This window comes from Pandoraea captiosa (assembly GCF_902459775.1).
Lineage (GTDB): Bacteria > Pseudomonadota > Gammaproteobacteria > Burkholderiales > Burkholderiaceae > Pandoraea > Pandoraea captiosa.
The window spans coordinates 331,068-349,654 of the sequence record NZ_CABPSQ010000003.1 but is presented as its reverse complement, the minus strand read 5'-3'; the positions used below and the strand labels follow the sequence as shown (position 1 = coordinate 349,654).

At 51.7% G+C, this 18,587-nt stretch carries 19 protein-coding genes and 1 tRNA gene; 6 read left to right on the top strand and 14 right to left on the bottom strand.

The window, feature by feature from the left end; all coding sequences use genetic code 11:
- Positions 1–97: 97 nt before the first annotated feature.
- Positions 98–171 (bottom strand) — tRNA-Gly (locus tag PCA31118_RS12145).
- A 152-nt stretch (positions 172–323) separates the two neighbouring features.
- Complete coding sequence (locus PCA31118_RS12140) at positions 324–749, bottom strand: hypothetical protein (protein WP_150625463.1); 426 nt, start codon at positions 747–749, stop codon at positions 324–326.
- Positions 750–1,104: 355 nt separating this feature from the next.
- On the opposite strand from PCA31118_RS12140, the gene PCA31118_RS12135 reads away from it, so the two are divergent.
- From PCA31118_RS12135 to PCA31118_RS12125, 3 genes are all read left to right on the top strand, one after another.
- Positions 1,105–1,386, top strand: coding sequence for a hypothetical protein (locus PCA31118_RS12135; protein ID WP_150625462.1), 282 nt, complete (start codon positions 1,105–1,107; stop codon positions 1,384–1,386).
- Between the two features lie 17 nt (positions 1,387–1,403).
- A complete protein-coding gene (locus PCA31118_RS12130; RefSeq protein ID WP_150625461.1) occupies positions 1,404–2,042 on the top strand; it encodes a hypothetical protein in 639 nt (212 codons plus the stop codon).
- A 257-nt stretch (positions 2,043–2,299) separates the two neighbouring features.
- Positions 2,300–2,845: a hypothetical protein gene (locus PCA31118_RS12125; RefSeq protein WP_150625460.1), complete on the top strand. Its 546-nt coding sequence runs from the start codon at positions 2,300–2,302 to the stop codon at positions 2,843–2,845.
- Positions 2,846–2,912: 67 nt separating this feature from the next.
- Here PCA31118_RS12125 and PCA31118_RS12120 read toward each other — a convergent pair whose 3' ends face one another.
- The 3 genes from PCA31118_RS12120 to PCA31118_RS12110 form a co-directional block, all read right to left on the bottom strand.
- Positions 2,913–3,155, bottom strand: a complete 243-nt coding sequence (locus tag PCA31118_RS12120) for a helix-turn-helix domain-containing protein (protein WP_150625459.1) — start codon at positions 3,153–3,155, stop codon at positions 2,913–2,915.
- A 490-nt stretch (positions 3,156–3,645) separates the two neighbouring features.
- The gene (locus PCA31118_RS27655; RefSeq protein WP_150625458.1) at positions 3,646–3,906 is read right to left on the bottom strand and encodes a DUF551 domain-containing protein; all 261 of its coding nucleotides are present in this window, start codon (positions 3,904–3,906) and stop codon (positions 3,646–3,648) included.
- A gap of 65 nt (positions 3,907–3,971) precedes the next feature.
- Complete coding sequence (locus PCA31118_RS12110; protein ID WP_150625457.1) at positions 3,972–4,220, bottom strand: helix-turn-helix domain-containing protein; 249 nt, start codon at positions 4,218–4,220, stop codon at positions 3,972–3,974.
- Between the two features lie 322 nt (positions 4,221–4,542).
- Between PCA31118_RS12110 and PCA31118_RS12105 the strand changes: the two genes are divergently transcribed.
- Entirely contained in the window at positions 4,543–4,923 is a 381-nt protein-coding gene (locus tag PCA31118_RS12105) for a hypothetical protein (RefSeq protein ID WP_150625456.1), read from the top strand.
- Between the two features lie 1,299 nt (positions 4,924–6,222).
- Here the strand turns inward: PCA31118_RS12105 and PCA31118_RS12100 are convergent.
- Positions 6,223–7,458, bottom strand: a complete 1,236-nt coding sequence (locus PCA31118_RS12100; RefSeq protein ID WP_150625455.1) for a tyrosine-type recombinase/integrase — start codon at positions 7,456–7,458, stop codon at positions 6,223–6,225.
- 3 nt (positions 7,459–7,461) lie between these two features.
- On the opposite strand from PCA31118_RS12100, the gene PCA31118_RS12095 reads away from it, so the two are divergent.
- Together PCA31118_RS12095 and PCA31118_RS12090 are read left to right on the top strand one after the other, a co-directional pair.
- A complete protein-coding gene (locus PCA31118_RS12095; RefSeq protein WP_150625454.1) occupies positions 7,462–10,599 on the top strand; it encodes a plasmid replication protein, CyRepA1 family in 3,138 nt (1,045 codons plus the stop codon).
- A gap of 65 nt (positions 10,600–10,664) precedes the next feature.
- Positions 10,665–10,925, top strand: a complete 261-nt coding sequence (locus tag PCA31118_RS12090; protein WP_150625453.1) for a hypothetical protein — start codon at positions 10,665–10,667, stop codon at positions 10,923–10,925.
- Between the two features lie 59 nt (positions 10,926–10,984).
- Here PCA31118_RS12090 and PCA31118_RS12085 read toward each other — a convergent pair whose 3' ends face one another.
- The 8 genes from PCA31118_RS12085 to PCA31118_RS12050 form a co-directional block, all read right to left on the bottom strand.
- Positions 10,985–11,296 (bottom strand): hypothetical protein, encoded by a 312-nt coding sequence (locus PCA31118_RS12085; protein WP_150625452.1) that lies wholly within the window; start codon positions 11,294–11,296, stop codon positions 10,985–10,987.
- Positions 11,297–11,364: 68 nt separating this feature from the next.
- Positions 11,365–12,759, bottom strand: coding sequence for an SIR2 family protein (locus PCA31118_RS12080; protein WP_150625451.1), 1,395 nt, complete (start codon positions 12,757–12,759; stop codon positions 11,365–11,367).
- Positions 12,760–13,244: 485 nt separating this feature from the next.
- Positions 13,245–14,120, bottom strand: a complete 876-nt coding sequence (locus tag PCA31118_RS12075; RefSeq protein WP_150625450.1) for a hypothetical protein — start codon at positions 14,118–14,120, stop codon at positions 13,245–13,247.
- 287 nt (positions 14,121–14,407) lie between these two features.
- Positions 14,408–14,650 carry a helix-turn-helix domain-containing protein gene (locus tag PCA31118_RS12070; RefSeq protein ID WP_150625449.1) on the bottom strand — a complete coding sequence of 81 codons (243 nt, stop codon included), beginning with the start codon at positions 14,648–14,650 and terminating at the stop codon, positions 14,408–14,410.
- Positions 14,651–14,794: 144 nt separating this feature from the next.
- Positions 14,795–15,727, bottom strand: a complete 933-nt coding sequence (locus PCA31118_RS12065; RefSeq protein WP_150625448.1) for a hypothetical protein — start codon at positions 15,725–15,727, stop codon at positions 14,795–14,797.
- 27 nt (positions 15,728–15,754) lie between these two features.
- The gene (locus PCA31118_RS12060) at positions 15,755–16,336 is read right to left on the bottom strand and encodes a hypothetical protein (protein ID WP_150625447.1); all 582 of its coding nucleotides are present in this window, start codon (positions 16,334–16,336) and stop codon (positions 15,755–15,757) included.
- 649 nt (positions 16,337–16,985) lie between these two features.
- Positions 16,986–17,726 (bottom strand): abortive infection system antitoxin AbiGi family protein, encoded by a 741-nt coding sequence (locus PCA31118_RS12055; protein WP_150625446.1) that lies wholly within the window; start codon positions 17,724–17,726, stop codon positions 16,986–16,988.
- Between the two features lie 38 nt (positions 17,727–17,764).
- On the bottom strand, positions 17,765–18,007 hold the full coding sequence (locus PCA31118_RS12050) for a helix-turn-helix domain-containing protein (RefSeq protein WP_150625445.1): 243 nt from the start codon (positions 18,005–18,007) through the stop codon (positions 17,765–17,767).
- Positions 18,008–18,587 lie beyond the last annotated feature (580 nt).

The window sequence follows — 18,587 nt, the reverse complement described above, 5'->3', positions numbered from 1 at the left end:
TGGACCGCGGCAGAACGTCAAAGAGAGGAAAAGTCCTTGTATGGCAATGACTTGCAGACTCTCTTGGACTTCTGCGGAAGTCCGCAGAATGATGCGGTGGAGCGGGCGATGGGAATCGAACCCACGGCTCTAGCTTGGGAAGCTAGGGTATTACCATTATACGACGCCCGCGAAGAGCGCCATTTTACGCGGGGTTGGGGGCGTTTGGCAATCTGGGCGTTTTGTCGGTGTGTACGATTCTGGGGTGAGAGCCTTGGGATCGATTCCCATCGCAGGCGCTTTTGGGGATTCCTTTTGGTCCGATTTCGTGGCGGTGTTCCGGCTCATTTGTACGTCGCGAAGAATATTGCAGCTACTGCGAGAATCACCGTGCCAGCGACGGCGCCAACTTTTTTTGCTGTATCCCAATAGTCGCTCCCGGTGTCAGGGGCGGGGGACCTGTGTTGTGATTCCTCCGACGAACTTGAGTTGCGTGGTTGCCTGCATTCCCATATGTCATCCAATTCCCTAATAACAAATTCAGCGCTTTCGAGGAAGCTGGCAAGGTCATCGTCGTTCAGAACGAAGTCTGCTTCGTGGACTACTTTATTTCTTATGCTTGCCACTTTGCGTGCAGCTCGGCTGACGTTGCGTGGTAAGTCATCGCCCGCAGACGTCACGAGTTCATGGATACCTTTCCCGGAGTAGCCGAGCTTACGAAGAAGCGATTCAATGCGTTTTGCCTTCGGAAGTACCGCGTCGTATGACATACCGTGCCTCGGTGCATTATGTCTATTGGCGTTTGAGTGCAACCTTACAGAATATCACAGAGCGGTGTTTTGTGGTTCTTCGTGGTTTTTCTTGATCGTCGTTCCCCAAAGTGCCACCACCACTCACGATGATCAGCAGCAAGACCACGGAGTACGCGGAAATCTCCGTCTAGGTTTGCAGCTAATCTATCTAAGGACGTACTTGAGGCCGCGGTTGAGACGATCATGGTCCTTGTCATTCCTTCCTACAAGAAATTTATGTGACTCTGAGTGTTTTTGTGTTCGAATAAAAAATTAAGATGCCGTTAATTTTTTAGCGTGCTAGTCTCTCATCTTTCTTTGTGAGAGTGAAGTTATGTCCAAGTATCGCGAAGCGCTTTTGGAGCAGGTCCTCGAAGAGGTGTGGCTGACAGGTAATGCGACTATCCGAAAAGATCAGCTTTATCATTGGACAGGAGTGGAGCGTAAGGTTAAGAAGCCATATCGGGTCCTCCACAGCCTCTGGGAAGATCTCTGTCAGGAGTTTGGTCACGATGAGGCTCTCCCGCTCCAAATTCTTGAAGGGGAGCACTTCATTTCGCTGCGTCGTGAAAGATTTTCCAACGAAACTGAGAAGCCTCTTGCTGACCTAATCTGACGAGATACGCGATTACAATGGACCGCCAAGGACGCATCAATAGGAAGGTAAGTGAGCTGATCTCAGAGTTCGAGGCCCGATTGCGCGCTCTGGGTTTTTATACAGAGCACCATCCGGCGTCGGAGAGCGAGGATGGCCTTGGATTTCTCGTGTATCAGGCGGCGCGAAACGAGAGTGGCGTGTGCACTAGCTGCGAAGATACCGGGACCATCACTGAGTGGTATCCCGCCGAGCGCTTGCCTACCCGTGACGGTGTATATCAAATTAAGGATAAGGCGCGTACAGTATTTGCCGAATTCCGTGAGGACAAGTGGAGTGGCGTGGAGCCGATAGCTTGGCGGGGCGTCGACTGGCGAGTTTCCGACGATGAACTCGCTCGCCTTCTTAACATTCTTCGGGACCAAGAACACGGCAGCAAGCCAGACGCGGCACTGGCCCTAATTCGCCATCGACTAACGTGTCGGAATAACGATCAGACGGCGGATGAATACGATGTTGAAGCTCGAGTGTATGCCCGCGTGATATTGAAGAAGAACCCGTCTGGTGCGAAGGAAGTATTGCATCTTGTCGAGGAGGACATCACGGTACCAGTCTCTGAAAATGTCAGGAAGAGAATCGAACACTGCGCTGAGATGTTTGGTATCCCCGAAGACTAAGTCTGTGCATGCCGCGTAATAATTGAGAGCTTAATATGCGTTCCGCCCAAGGAGACACCGAACACGTGTTCAGATTGGCGATGGCGAAGCCGCTATCGGTTCCACTCTCGGTCGGGGAGATTATCTATGAGTACAATTCCTCGCGGAATTCACACAATCGGTGGACGATAACCTACGGTGCTGCGCCTGGTTGGTCTGTGCTCGAAACGTGCCGTACTCTCAAGGCGAAACTTAAGAAGGCGTGGGCGAGAGATCAAATGTCTGATCCGGAGTATTCGGGCCTAGCAGGAAGGACATTGTCGAAGAAAATGGGCGCATCGAGCATTTGCACAGGGAACTCGGTGTTGAACCATTACGACCCGGAAACGCTTCTAATCGATTACATGTTGGTGCTCGCAAACGCGGATGGGCCCGTAGGGTTTTGTGCGTTCACGGTGCAGATTCAATATTTTGGTCGCGGTACAGAAATTGCGGTCGAAGTTGAAATTCGGGATGTCTTCATTGAGCCCGCGTTCCGTGACCGAGGGCACAGTCATGGGTTCTGCCTCGTGATCACTCAATTCGCGATCAACGCAATTAACGAGTTAAACGATCGACTAATCGACGCTGACGTCAGCCTTGTCGAGGATACGGTGCTTCAGGTTGTTGGAGACGTTGAGTCCTTGTCCGGGGAGCGTTTCTTGGTCTCGGTAAAAAGCGAGCTAGAAGCGTGGGCAGACGATCATTGGTGGGATGAGATGTCGCCTTTCCAGCTGCGCCCCGGCGTGAGTATCTCGTCAATCGAGGTCGACGCACGTTGGTAGCCACGTCGTGTTTCATGTTTGGACATTGGCGTAGCTGCAGTGACCATGCACAGTAGGGTTGTTCTATTCAGATTCTCTGCTGGTAAAGGTTGAGGAGTTCAACCATGTCGATCCCAATGGCATCAGCGATATCTACGAGTTCAGGAAGATCAAGCCGGTACACGCCGGACTCGTAGCCGAGAACGAAGGCTTCAGGTTTGCCAAGTCGGGCGGCAAGCTGTTTTGTTGCCAAGCGTTTCGCTTTCCGGGTGGTGATAAGGATCTCGGCGAGAGCGTCGATGCGACGTTGGTGATGCGGGAAGAAGTTCATGAGGTGCGATCTACATGCAAGTTGATCGCACCGTCGTGTCAAAGAGTGAGAAGTGCAAGCTAGTCGGTGCGCAGAAATCGTTGGCGCCTAACGATTTCGGCGGTCCACCCATTTCTTTGCCAGTTCAGACACTTCATCGATAGCGGATGCCGCGTCCATCTGCATGCCGGAACGTACCGTTTTGAGTAGAGTTTCGTGTGTGAGGCCAGATTCGACCGCAAATATTTCAGCAACGCCCCGAAATCCACCTTTCGTGTCAGGGACTGAGTTGCTCACAATTCGAAGTCCGTTGTAGGGGAACGATACTGCAATAGCCATCAATACCCTGAACTCCTATGCAAAAGACACAGGTCCGTATGTATGCCCCCGAAGGCTGAATTTTTTCTTTGCTTCCTCAGCGCGAAGTGTCAGGTCAGTTCAGAAACCGACCGAGCAAGATAGCCTTTTACTGCCCGTGGTCCGTTTAAACCCGGCATGCTGCCAGGAAATTCTAGGTCAAGATCGGCAACGCAGGGAGGTTCATCCAGTGGCTCACCAAAACCGGCAAGTCTGAAACGCTTCGATCTTCACTCCTGCATGTGATTGTCCAAATTCCGCGTTCGCGCCAGTACGTCGCAATATCAACAAACGGGAGTTCTCCCGGTGCCAAGAACGTGGGGTCGTTTACGACTGCCAGTACCGTCACGCGAGTGCGTCCGGGTTCTGCCGCTGGAAGACGGTCACTAGATGAAATCCAATCCACTGGCGTCATAGGAGCAGTAATCTCCGGTGCGAGTGAGTGCGACTTGTCAACGAACGAGACGCGTTCGAGTGGTATCAAACGTCGCTGAGTAGACTTCGATAAAGAAGGACGAAGGCGTTCACATCAATTTCCAGCGCTGCTGCAACCTCGATGAACTCACAAAAATCGAGGCGTCTCTCCCCCCGTTCGTACTTCGACACGAACGACTGGGTCTTCCCAAGTCTCTCCGCAACTTCGACCTGCTGTAGCCCCTTCTCCTTGCGGGCATCCAACAACATTTGACGGAACACTTGGTACTTCGGATCATGGATAGGATTCGGCATCCGGTAATTCTTGAACCGGATATGGACTATTCAATAACCTATTGTGGGTTAGTCTAAGTTGGGATATCGTAACCGACGCTGGTCATCATGCCCAGCCATCAACTACGGAGAACAAGAACATGTCGATGTGCAAAGGAACCCGTAACGGCTCGTCATGCGGGATGTTGCTGTATCGCTGCGTACGGTGCGGTCACGTGGGGTGCAATCAGGTGTCGAACAGCGCTTGTTCGAACATGGGGTTCAACACCGGGCGTTGTGTGCGTTGTGGCAACAGCCAGACGGAACGCATTCGATAAGAATCGACGCCAAACGGGGATTCCAGATGAAGAAATTTCGAACGGCTCTTGGAGCTATGGCAGTTTCCGCGCTCGTGACAGGCTGCGGTGCTGTGTCACCACCGGAAATCAAGTTGTTCAACGACAACCCCGACCTGAAGGTCGTGTGCAAGCAATCAGGGTGGTTCACCCCTGACGTGTACTGCGATATCACGAACACGTCCGGCGCGCGGTGGTATTCGCTTCAAGGGGGAGGTGTGATTCAGAAGGGGGATGGCGGTGTCGTTCTGGAGAAACGGGCGTTCGGCGATACGCGAATCAACTCGAACGAGACGATCCGCGAAACGATGGCGTACTTGTCGCCTGATACGAAGGTGAAGACCGTCGAAGTGTACATACCCCGTCCAAAACTCCCATGGGAGCGATGATGCGAGCGATCCCACGTGCATGTTTCGTGATCTGCTGGGCAATCAGTGGCGTTGCATTTGCGCAGACTGGTCAACAGAAGACCCAGCCGTCCCCCGACCTTGACCAAATGATCGCGACGCGAATTCGCGTGGAAAGCCCAATCTGCCAACCGTTAGCCGGGATGGTTCGAGACATCGCGACTTCTCAGAATCCCAAGTACGTGAAGGATAGGTACATGGAAAAGGTGATGGATAAAATCACCAAGCTTAACTGTTGGCGGTAGGTGCAATCCAATCGGGGAAATTCCCATCTGGAGCGGGGCTATATAGGCGGGGAGTATGACGAAAATATGAAGTAAAAACGAAGGGCGCTTGACAACAAAATCAACTCACAAAGCCGAGCTTCCGATCAGAGGATTTTCGTTGTGTGCATTCGGTGCCGGGTGGAAGCTGATCAACGTGCCGTGCCCCGACATGCCCCCCCGAGGGTACGGCTTTTCGCCCGAGCCCTTGTGCACGGGCTCTTTTTGTTGCCTGTGATTGCTTCCTGCCCGTCGGCATGATTTCTGCACCCGTTTTCGGGTGTCATACACGCATTACCCCTACACTCAGCCCGTTTCTCACCAAGCGGGCTTCTTTTTTGTGGGTATCGCCGTCGATCACCCTCCCTCCCGGTCGGGATGTTCTCCGTCAACAGGACTCGACCGGTATCTGGGATGACGGTTCCCGTCATCCGTCCCGGTCTTCGTCCTGATCTCATCTCCAACGTCTACGTTCGGGGTGATTTCCCGCCTCTACACTCCGACGTCCCCCCAATTTCTCGTTTTCCTCTCGTTTCCCCTCTTATTTCGCACTCCCCCAACCAAAAAGGCAGAGTGATTTTGATTTATATAGAATGAATTTATAGAGTCTGCCTTTTTTTGTTTTTCTGTTAAGAGGGGATGGGTGATTTTGGAGGAAAAATCGATGTAATCATCACTCCATCAAAAAGAGATCGATGTTCCGTCCAAAGTTTCGTCTATCAAGATCATCCACCGAAGGGTTGTACCGACAACTTCCTGCGATACGATCCCCAGTCAGTCCCCCGTCAAAACTTGTTGTTTCCCGGTTCCACCCTTATTCCCGTATCCATCTGCGGGAAGGAAATCTGTCCCCTCTTAACAGAAAAACAAAAAAAAGGCAGACTCTATAAATTCATTCTATATAAATCAAAATCACTCTGCCTTTTTGGTTGGAGGGACGAGGGTGGATGGGGGGGGACTCCGGGAAAAATGAGGAGGAAGGGGCAGAACGAAAACAGAGGAAGTGTGACGGACACCGTCACACGCACCGCTGTTGAGTTCTGTTGACGGAAATCGTCCCGTCCCGCAGGGATGGGTGATTGACGGCGATATTTGTTGTCAAGCTCAACGTGTCGGGTGACACCATTTTATCGATCACCTGAACCGCTTTCCGGCTTGTTTCGTTCGGTGCAAGGTGAGCATATCGCTGTGTCATCTTGGGATCTGAGTGTCCGAGCAGAACGGACACTTCGTATAGGCTGATACCGGCTCTCACGAGTTTACTGGCGAACGTATGGCGAAGTGTGTGTAGGGTGACTTTCCCTCCACGTTCTTTCACCATCGTTGGGGTATTCAGTCCGGCACGAACGAACGCTTTTTTGAAGGCGTTTGTGGAATATCCCCGGGATTCCCCCTGTTTATTCTTGAACACATGACGGTCTGACACAGACCTCGAGCACGCTCGTCGGCACATGACCTCATACAACCGCTGTGTCATATGCAAAATACTTTCGTTCTGGACCTTGGAACGAAAGAGATTGATCGTCTGGTCCTCGATGTCGATGGACGACCACGGGATGTTCGCGGCTTCCGAATACCGACATCCGGTGTCAAGCAGAAATATCGCGAGATCGTAGTTGTCCTGAACCATCCGCACCATGTCCGGGGTGTGGAGTTTTTCGGACATCATCTCAGTGAGTAGGGTGTCAGGGTGAAGGGCGCGAAGTAGGGCATCTTCTTCGGACTGGTCCAGATAACGCAGACGAGATTGGGTACGAATTACCGGGAATATTATTTCCCGGTTGATTCGGTATCCGAGTCGGGCGGCTTCATTCATCGCGGCACGGATCAGCCCGATTTCGTGCTTGATCGTTTGGGGTGAATTTCCTTCGACCTTCCGGTGTTGAACAAGGCGTTCGACATCCCGCGTAGTCAACTCGTGAAGCATCATGTCGGCCGGTAACGAGTGACAGGAACGCACGCCACCACCACGAGGTATCACCTTGTGACCGTTGATCTTTCTTGCGATACTGTCCATCGCAGGCCAGTAGGGCTTGTCTTTTCGGGATTCGATATAGCGATGGATCGCGTCCATCAAGCGAATTTCATCCACCTGTCCAAGAAATATCCGCGCATGGGCCTTGGCGCGAGCGTCACGCTCCACCTGAGCCGCAACGGTCTTGTTAGGTGTGCCAGTCGACCCCAGAAAACGCTTGCCCTTGATCTGGAAGCTGTAAAACCAATTCTTAGAATTCGCTCGCTTGTGTAATCCCATGAGGTGTCTACCGTCAAAAGATGGGGCAGCATCACGGGTGTTTGGGCGAGAGACAACCAAAAAACGGGGCAAGGTGTGAGCACGGCTTTTGCAGTCTCGCTGAATCAGCACATCATCAATAAGAACGAGAACGACGGAAACCTTGGGAAGGGGTGGGAGCCGTTCGACATGACCCGGGAAGAGTTGGCGAAGGTCATCTCCATGGGGGTGGCATTCTCGGCTCAGTACAAAGACGGTCACCGATCGCAGGCGAACTTCGAACGAACGGGGTTTATCGCCATCGACGTTGACCACGGTATGAGCTGGACCGATGCGATTGAGCATCCGTATATCAAGGCTCACGCGGCATTGGCTTATACGACGGCTTCGCACACCGAAGACGAACATCGTTTTCGAATAGTGTTCCAGCTCTCCGAGCCGATTATTGATGCGACGCGTTACAGGCAGGTCATGGTTGGACTGGTCGGTAAATTTCTTGCTGACGCGGCATGTGCAGAACCCGCACGGGTGTTCTACGGCAGCAGAGGCTGTGAGTCTGTAGTCTTCGACGGCATCCTTGACTCGTCCGAAATCGGGCAAATCCTCCTGCTGGCAGACAACGGCAAGATCAAGGAAGAAGCTGTTGCCTACGTAGATTCAGATGGGACAGAGCAAACCCATAAACGCAAGGCCAGTTCAACGTCAACCCACTGGATCGTCAAAACCACCGAACTCCGGTTAGCAGGGGGTGGGGTGATTCCGCTGAATCAGGCTGATGTTCGGACGCCGGTTTACTGCCCTGTTCATGTCGATTCCCGGGCAAGTGCGTTCGTCGTCCACTCCTCAGATGGCGTTGGGATGGGTGTTCACTGCGTCGCATGTGGAAGAACCTACTGGGCTGATCGAGGTAGTCCGACGTTCGATTTGCACGAGTACGACCGACGAGTTGAAAGTTGGATTCGGGAGTCGTTTGACACGTGGCTGCGTGAGCAAAACACTGACACCGAAATGTTCAACTTCGACACGTCACCTCCCGGACTCCTTCAGGAGCGGTTTCTACCCGCCGAGCTAATCCCGCTTCAAGATGGAGTAACGATCATCAAGAGCCCGAAAGGAAGTGGGAAGACGACGGTTCTCCGTAATGTTGTCGATGAAGCGAAACGCGAAAGAAAAAGCGTCCTGCTCATAGGTCACAGGCAGACGCTACTCAGGTCGATGGCACAACGGCTGGGGTTGACGTGTTATTTCGATTTGGTGACGCGAAACGAAAAAAATACCGATGGGACTGGCGAACCAAGCCCCGCGAAACAGGTGAAGGTGAATATCAATCCCACCCGCCATTATGCGGTCTGCATGGACAGTCTCCAGGGGCGTTTGAATACGCAAGAAGACAAGTACGACGTCATCATCCTCGATGAGGTCGAGCAGGTGATTTCTCATCTGATGGTGTCGAAGACGTTGAGGCTTGACCGCCGCCGCATTTACAGCGTATTCCGATATTACCTGCGCAATGCGAAGTCTGTGTATTTGCTCGACGCCGACATGAACGCTCCGACGGTGATCATGTTGCGTGAAATCTTGTCCGATGGGAAAGACCGTTCTTACCATGTGATCCAGAACACTTACCCAACCGGGGACGGTAAGGAAATCCGTATATATCAAGGGGATGGGCATTTGCGTTCCGTAATGGAACGGATGCTGGCGGACGGTAAGCGTTTGTACGTCTGTTCAAACTCCAAGACGGAAATAGACGCGCTGGAAATCCGGTTTCGAGCGCTCTTTGGGGAAAGCAAGAAGATCTTCAAGGTGACTTCCGATAACTCGCAGGACGCAGAGGTTCAGCAATTTCTGGGCGACGTGTCGAACCGCATTCTTAAATGTGATGTGTTATTGGCCTCACCTGCTATCGGTACAGGAATCGATATCACGTTTCCGAACGGCGAAGCACTCGTTGACGCCACGTTTGGCATCTTCAAGTCGGAGATCACGACGCATTTTGACATCGACCAGCAGCTATCCCGAGTCCGTAATCCAAAGGAAATCCACATCTGGATTTCACCGGAAACAGCCGATTTGGAAACCGACCCGGAAGTTGTCAAGCTCGACCTCGTGAGATACGAACCATCGCTGGCACATCTGGAGTCGATTGAGGACACCACGGGGATACGTGTCATCAAGGCCAATCTGAGCAAGGAAGAGGACGAGTTCCTGACGATTTTTTCGTATGTCACCGCGCTTCAGCGGGCGTCGAAAAATCTTCTCAAGAACAACTTCATCGATCTGAGGAAGTCGACCGGTTGGGTCGTCAACATCATCGAAACGGATCGGGAGCTAAATCGCGAGGGACGCAACGGTGCAGCGGCCTCCAGTACCGTGCTCGCGCACAGACGTGCCGCCGATGTTGTACTTGCGTCTGAGCAGGTTTCTGACGACGTCATGAACCCCATTTTCGATAAATTGCGTCACAACGAAAAACTGACGCCGCACGAAGAAAACCTGTACATGGCATACCGTGTGGAGTCGTACTTGGGCGCTCCCGTGACGATAGAGAAGGTGGCGGAATTTGACGACGGGAATCTACCTCGTCAAGTGCGTCAGTACCTGATGCTTCGTAATCACAGTTGGGCAAGATATTCGGTTGAACTTGCACGTTTTGAGCAGTTCAAGGGCGGCCCTCCGATGCTGACGGACCAGAATCGGGATTGGGAGCGCATAGAAATGTTGCGCCAGCTATTCATCTCCGCGGGCATCTATGACGACGAAAGTGGGTTTCTGACGGAGGTTGAATACTCACCTGTCGAATTGGAAGGGTTCGTGGAGGAATGTCGGAAGGTCGGGACACGTATCCAGTCTCTTTGGGCGCAGGATCGTGTATGGCGCAAGGATTCACTCAACAAACCGGCGGGCTTACTTGGCAATCTGCTTGGGTTGGTGGGCGTAGCACACGGGCAGAGGCGTTCGACCAACATAACGCTTCCCGATGGCAAGCAAAAGAAGATCGACTACAAGCAGATTCATTCGCAAGCGGTTGAGCGAATGAACCTATACATGCAAGCCGAGTTTGATAGATTGCGCGAGAAATCCCCTGATTTCGAGGAGAGGGCCAGGAGAACGGCAGAAGGTGTCATCGCCGAGAGGGCATCAGAAGAAGTGAAGCAATGAAAACAGTTGTCTGACGCAACGGAGCCGGTGATGGTGGTCGAAATTCACCATCACCGGAGGTAATCATGATTCTTGATGTTGACGACGCCAGTTCACGTGGAAGTAGTGATGACAGGACGTATCAATCTGACACAGGTCTACCGGTTGAGGAGACCAAGACGAAGATGCAGATCGCAACGGAAATCTACAAGCGGATGATGCGCCGCAAGCAGGTGACGCGGAAGGAGATCATCGAGCAGTTCGTCGCAGAGGCGGGGCTTTCGAAGGACGGGGCGAGTACCTACTACCAGATGATCAAGTGCCGGCATCATCGGGCAAAAACATGACGTAAATTTATTCGCCAAATCGAAGTGGCGACATTTGAACGAAGCGCCAATCCTTAGCTTCAAAGGCGATTCAAGTCAAATCCAGACGTGTTGGCGCATCTTATGAGGGAATCCAGATACGTGGTGATGTTGTCTGCTTTCTCGTGAATTATCCGTGCGTAATCGTTCTCGTCGATATGGTCGGTCTGGATGCGACTGATAGCCATATCTGTCCGGAGACGATCAAGATAAATGTGTTCGCGACCGATGTAGATTGCGCAGATCAACTGCTGCTGTATTTCTCGCGGGAGCGTGGACAGAAATGCTTGCGCGGACGCCTGTGTTGCTGGAATGCTGGTCTTTAGTTGATTGATTGCGGCGTAGATGGGCATGACGTTCGTTGTTTCAAAGGTTCGATGTACTCTGAGAGCGAGAACTAGATAAGTTTGCTGTGACGGATTTATTGTGAGTCGTTCGTATCGGCGTGTTCGATAGAGTACTGTTGCCCATGGAGTACCTTGTAGAGTAAGTCGACGGCCTTTTGCGAATACTTGTGGGTGACACTCCCTTTCGCTTTTCCGATGCGCATCGTGATGTGATACGCGTTGTCAGAGGCTTTCATGTCGAACCCTGTTTGGTCTGTAAGGATCTTGATTAGGTCGAGAGCTTTACCCCAATAGCTGTAACCGAGTTGTTCGGCAACCCCGGTAAGAGTATAGGGATAACTCAAATTCACCTGAGACGGATCGGAGATAGACGTCACGCCGAAAAGCTTGGCGAAGGTATCACCGCTCTCAACAGCATGTTCGAGCGTTTGAAAATCAATTTCTACGCTCTTTTTCGGAATGTCTGACCGAACAAGGTCCACGGCTCGGGCCATCAGGGCGCGCAGCAGTTTTGTGTTGACCTTCTCAAGTGTTCCGCCATTGGAAAACGCCTGGAACACCCATTCAAAAGACGCTGCAGTAATACTCTTGATACGGATGTTGGTATCGTCACCTACTGAAATCACCTTATCCCGGGCTGGATATGATTTCTCCGTCAAAGTGGGGTCCCATTCAAGAATGTATATGTTTGGAACCAATTGAAAGTCCGCACGCACCATTCGGTCTACGTCGTGCAACACACTTTTGATGTTGGGGTCCTCGGCCTTATATCCGATGAAGATCAGTGGATGCTCAACGAAGTACGTCAAGAGCTTGGCGCTCAGATATTTGTGGTCTTCGTTGAAGCGATCATAGTCGTCCTGCGTTAGGATCAGTGACAGCGGATTGGTGATGCATCCGTGAATCTTGAAGATTTCGCCAATCGCGAGATAACCGCGACGCAAAATTTGCTGACCGACGACCCGCTCATAGTCTGGAAACAGAGGGCTTAGTAACTCGTCGTAGTTCGTTGTAATAATCGCATGCGGGCTGATCGCCTTCAAAGCGGCTATCTCTGCGTCTAGTTCAGGTGAACCATAGGAACCTTTGTTCGACGGGCCGAGAGACGACAGGATCTGGGCTGTAGCGTGCTTGATAAACACGTCGCGTGGGTATGCATCAGAGAAATACTCATCGGGAAAATTGGATTTACCCGTGCCCCAAGCCCATTCGTGATATGCGTCTGCGAAGAGACTACCGATCTTGATGTAGTCGCTTCCATACGTTTGCTTGAAGTATGCGAAGTCTTTATCGATTACGGGACAACGCTCAGCGAGTAGACGTAACAGTTCTTCCCAGTTAGGACCGGAAGCATAACGCTTTGAGAAACCAGAACCGACAAATAGTATGGGCTGGCAGCTTGCCGCCGCTAGTACAGACGAAATGTCTGCAGTTACCTCTTCCTGATACTGCTTATAGTCCATAGGCATGGAGCAATCCCCGAAACACGTGTTTTTTCGGAAGTATGCCATGCTGAGCGGAATTGTATATTTCACATATGCGGATAACGTGATGTAGCGTTAAGGAATCAGGAGTCAAGGCACACGAGATGTCAGGGTGACGTTCAGTGACTTCTACTTTGGAGTTAACGAATCGGGTTTGGGGGCGCTCAGTGATTCTCTGAGGCCGACGAAAAACGGTGGGGGTACTTCTGGTGACGCCCCATGAAGAAATCATGGAGGTTGGGAGGAAAGCTGGAGCGCAACGACGCGGAGTTTCACGCCGCGTCGTTATGGTTCGAGCCTTGGGAAGCTAGGGTATTACCATTATACGACGCCCGCGAAGAGCGCCATTTTACGCGGGATTGGAGGCATTTGGCAATCCACGCGTTTTGTCGGTGTGTACGATTCTGGGGTGAGAGCCTTGGGATCAACTCCCATCTCAGGCGCTTTTGGGGATTCCCTTTGGTCCGATTTCAGGCGGTGTCGTGACTTTCTTGGTCGCCGTTTCCCCCAACGCGGGTGACCACCTCGTTCATGGTGTAGTGCACGAACTGCTTGCCCAATTCGGTCGGAACATACGGCTTTGTTCGCTCGAATGCCGATTCCATCGTGGAGGATGCCTGCCCCCGAGGGGTTGGGGTCGGGCGCTTCTTCAAATATTGCCCGTCATCCGTGGTATCCCGTGCTTGGCGAATTACCCCACCAGTGCTGAGATCTCGAATAAGCAGTTTATATAGATCCGCTTCTGCCGAATCTTCGCGAACAAGCTGCCCACGTATGGCTACCCAGATGTCATATCGAGTGGAACCGGGGTTCGTGTAGATCTCGCGAATTACAGCGAAGTGGGCTTCGTGGTAGGTGTGAAGCCAGTCGATGAAGAGACGAATCACGTCGTCTGAACACAGGCCCGTGCCTGCGGCGTTCGTCACGAGGTTAGCGACGTAGCGTCGCTTTTCTTCGGTGTCCGCCTCGTCCCATGTCCGAAACGCCTTCCTCACAATGTCGAGATACTGATCGCTTGCTAGACGCTCGTTGACTTCATCTCCCAACGCCTCGAACCGCTGCCCGATCTGAATCATGGTTCTGCTCAGATCTCCCATGCGTCGTTCATGCTCTTCAATCCACTGCGTTTGCAGCGAATCGGTCTTGAGCGTGCCTTCTTCCGTCTTGTAGGTAGCGAGGGCGCTAAGAAATCCACCGACCCACGGAATCGCTCCGAGCGCAGCAAGGGCGAACTTCTCAAGGATTCGTCGTTGTGCGCTGGGGTTAAGCTTTTCAAGCTCAGATCGCAAGCTGTCCACGTCTACGATAGACGATGGCTGCGAGGTCGGATCGGGAGATGTGCTCATCGATGATTCTCGTTTCAGGGTTGCGAAGCGAAAACACGAAATCTGGGCGACAAAATGCCCCAGTAATCATACGCCGGAGATGTCGGTCCGAAGAGAACACCACTGAATACACGGATCTACCGATCTAGGTTTGCAGCTAATCTATCTAAGGACGTACTTGCCCCTGTGGTTGACGTGACCAAAACGGGTGGTTGTCTTGTGTGGTCCTGCCCTGCGGGATAACGAGAAGAGAAAAATATAATAATTATGTGATCTGTTATCCCATCCATGTCCCTTGACGGAGCGGGTCAGATCCTCTGTTGGTAGAGATTGATGAGTTCGATCATGTCGATCCCGATGGCATCAGCGATATCCACAAGTTCGGGAAGATCAAGCCGATATTTGCCGGATTCGTAGTCGAGAACGAATGTCTCGGGTTTGCCAAGTCGGGCGGCAAGCTGTTTTGTTGTCAAGCGTTTGGCTTGCCGAGTGGTGACGAGAATTTCGGCGAGAACGTCGAGGCGATGTTGGTGATGTGGGAAGAAGTTCATGAGGTGTGATCTCCGTGATAGATGATCGCACCGTCACTTGGGCAACGAAGTGGAACAACAGGCACTCTGCCTAGAGTTAGGTCCTATCCCGACGAGAATATTCCGGGGCAAGTGTTTTCAGGCGATTCATCCGCGTCCAATTTATTACTCCTTCGTCTGAATGTGAGACGTGTCGGGATCGTAGGTGTGGTTCAAAGTCACGCGACTCAGGGAGACGCGCTTCTCGCGGTATGAAGGTTCCCAGAGGTGTCTGAGTCCTTGGGCGGGAGCGTGTGCCGGCGGACTCCAGTCATTAGGCATTGGGATTTCTAATATCCTGGAGCGGTACAGCGTCCAATCGTGAATTTTCCCCGTATATCCCAGATCTCGGACGTCATTCTGACGTTCTCTTTCCTCAAAAAGCTCTAGCCGAGGGTCGAACGCAATTTCCTCGAACAACTTATTTGGGTCGATTTTTACTGATAGCAAATTCTCAGCCGTAACCTCTTCGGCATTGTGTGCGACGATGACTCTAACTTCCGCTTCTGTCGAGAATGCAGTTCTCTTTAGTAGAAGTCGTTGTGCGCGGTGTAGTGGGGGCGACAAGGCATTAAATCCCTCCCTACGAATCAAGTCAGCGATCTCATGCATAAGCTGGTCATCGGTCATGTAGATCACCCGCCCGATGAAGCAACTGACATTGTTGTTGGATGACGTTGCGTCAATGACTGCTTGCAGCAACTTGCGAGGCGTAGTCCGGACCCGGATCCCTTCCTCGTCTTTATGTACGTTACGCTTGGTCTCGCGGTCCTTTTGGATCCGCGAGTACGCGCGCAAGAGAGCGTCCGATTCCTGCGTTGCCGACCAACTTTGAGCAAAGGCGGAGGGGAAATTTTGAATAATATTTTGAGCTGTACCGCCGCTCGAATTCCACCTCACTGCGATCGCTAGGTCAATTTCTAACGGGTCGTCCCACAAACGTGGCGCAACTAGTACGAGTGCTTTTTCCTCAAGAGCTTGCAAGAAGCGTTTTCGCGGAAAAATCCGGTAGATGGGAGTATCAAGGGATTTGATGCCGATTGCGTGAGCTTCGAGCACGTTCTGAGTGGCCTCGGGAGGTAGTGGTTACAGTGACGGTGTTTTCAGTATTACCAACTGTAGCAGAGACAAAGCTCCATAGACCACAACGCTGGCACCCAAAGCCATAAAAATTACTGCTAGATTTATCTGCCACTTTGGAACGAACGGGGTCCACATCATATTGGTCCGCCTACCGACGCACTCCGCTGTCCGGACGTGGATCAGTTCTGGGAGTGGTGTATTGATCGACATTATCTCGATATTGACGTCCTCTTTCGCAGAAAGAGTGTTAAAAATCATGATGTGGCGTCGATCCTGATCAATTTTCTCTTCGTAATGGCGGACCGGCCATATGTTGAGATACTGGGGCTTCCAGTTAAATACAAGTTCCACTTTTGTTGCGGGATCATGACCAAGATTCATAACTCTAATCGACGCAGTTGTGGCTGTTTGGGTTGAGTTAAGGATTTCTCCCTCTGGGCCGATTTGAGGTTCCTGAATCAAGAATGTGAAGGAGTGAGGGCTGGCCCAAATAACTTTGGCACGAGCCCTATACTTGACGAGCCAGGTACCTAGAGGCGCAACAAGTGCCAATATCTCTTTTCCGTATGTGCTCAGGAAGTCCATCTGGTTTAAATTTTCTATTTGTAATGAGTTGCGGAATTACATGCCAAGGCATGCCGTTTATTAGTATGCTCTGGGTGTTAAATTCTAACTTGATGAGATAGAAACAACCAATTCGTTCACCGGTTCAAGCCACGATAAGCCAAAATTCGCTCGCCACGTGCGTCTGCATCTTTGCAGATTCTAATTCGATTATTAACATCGTTCGATAAACTCAATCGCATCGATCCCCAGCGTTGGCACAATCTCGATGGACTCATAAAAATCGGGCGTCGTTTCCTCGGTTCGTACGTCGACACGAACGATTGGGGCTCGCAGGTGTGTGCTGCCTCGGCAATGTCAGTCTAAAGATGGAAGGGACGGGAGCGGCATCCAGTGGCTCACCAAAACCGGCAAGTCTGAAACGCTTCGATCTTCACTCCTGCATGTGATTGTCCAAATTCCGCGTTCGCGCCAGTACGTCGCGATATCAACAAACGGGGCTCTCCCAGTGCCAAGAACGTGGGGTCGTTTACGACTGCCAGTACCGTCACGCGAGCGCGTCCGGGTTCTGCCGCTGGAAGGCGGCCGCTGGATAAGGTCCATGCGGGAAGTGACATAAACACGCCCTTGCATATCGAAGCGGTTCCGGTGCGTCAAGCAGGAACACCTATCAAAGATCCTCGCTCAGACTCTCTAGCGAGACGACGCGCGACATCAGTACTTTCTGGTCGGCGCCGGGATAATGATCCAATTTTTCCTGGATGAAGTTTATGATATTCGGGATGTCTGCATCTGCTTTGACAAAAATATAACGGACATCCTTTGGGCTAAATTTTAACAAGCAGTGCTCAAGTGTTTTTGTATTGGCTTTTTCAATTTCGTCTGCATTTTCAAACTTGCTTTTGATTAGATATTCAGGAATATCCTTATTCTTTGGGACGTACCGCCATTCCGACTCTTGGTAGAAAACTTTTTCAACCGGTTTTCCATCCAATACCATATTTCCTTCCGCGGGTTTGGTGTGGGCGAGGAGGTACCTCATGCTCACTTTGGCCGCCTCGCGTTGGGCCTCAGTCTTGTGAATGCTAGCGTGCTCGTTGAATTCTCGAAACGTCGCGGTTACGCCATTCTCGCGGGCAACATATAAAATCGGATTTAAGCCATTCGTCTCAGCCCATTGCCGGGTCAGACCAATTCCAAAGCTCCCGTAAAAATCAACGTGCTCTGATATTCTAGACAGAGGTATGTCGCAAAAACACACCATTGGGTATGACACGTAATCGAATTTCTCATATCCGATCCACTTGACATCCTCGAGACAGTATCGCGGCCAAAACCCATTTATTAATATTTTTTTTAGGGTTTCTTGATTTTTTGTGAAATGAAATAGCGTGTTGGACTTTGGCTTCATTTTTCTTATGGTTAGGAAAATTCAAAGGCGTAGTGCGATTATTTCAATTGATGGCGATAACGAAGGACGAAGGCGTTCACATCAATTTCCAGCGCTGCTGCAACCTCGATGAACTCACAGAAGTCGAGACGTCTCTCCCCCCGTTCGTACTTCGACACGAACGACTGGGTCTTCCCGAGTCTCTCCGCAACTTCGACCTGCTGTAGCCCCTTCTCCTTGCGGGCATCCAACAACATCTGACGGAACACTTGGTACTTCGGATCATGAATAGGATTCGGCATCCGGTCATTCTTGAACCGGATATGGACTATTCAATAACGTGGGTTAGTCTAACTTGGGATATCGTAACCGACGCTGGTTATCATGCCCAGCCATCAACTACGGAGAACAAGAACAAGTCGATGTGCAAAGGAACCCGTAACTGCTCGTGATGCGGGATGTTGCTGTATCGCTGCCTACGGTGTGGTCACGTCGGGTGCAATCAGGTGTCGAACAACGCTTGCTCGAACATGGGTTCAACACTGGGCGTTGTGAGCGTTGCGGCAACAGCCAGACCGAACGCATTCGATAAGACTCGACGCCAAACGGGGATTCCAGATGAAGAGATTTCGAACGGCTCTTGGGGGAGCTGTGGCAGTTTCCGCGCTCGTGACCGGCTGCGGTGCTGTGTCACCACCGGAAATCAAGGCATTCAACGATAACCCCGACCTGAAGGTCGTGTGCAAGCAATCAGGGTGGTTCACCCCTGACGTGTACTGCGATATCACGAACACATCCGGTGCGAGGTGGCATTCACTTCAAGGGGGAGGTGTGATTCAGACGGGGGACGGCAGTGTCGTTCTAGAGACGCAGGCATTTGGC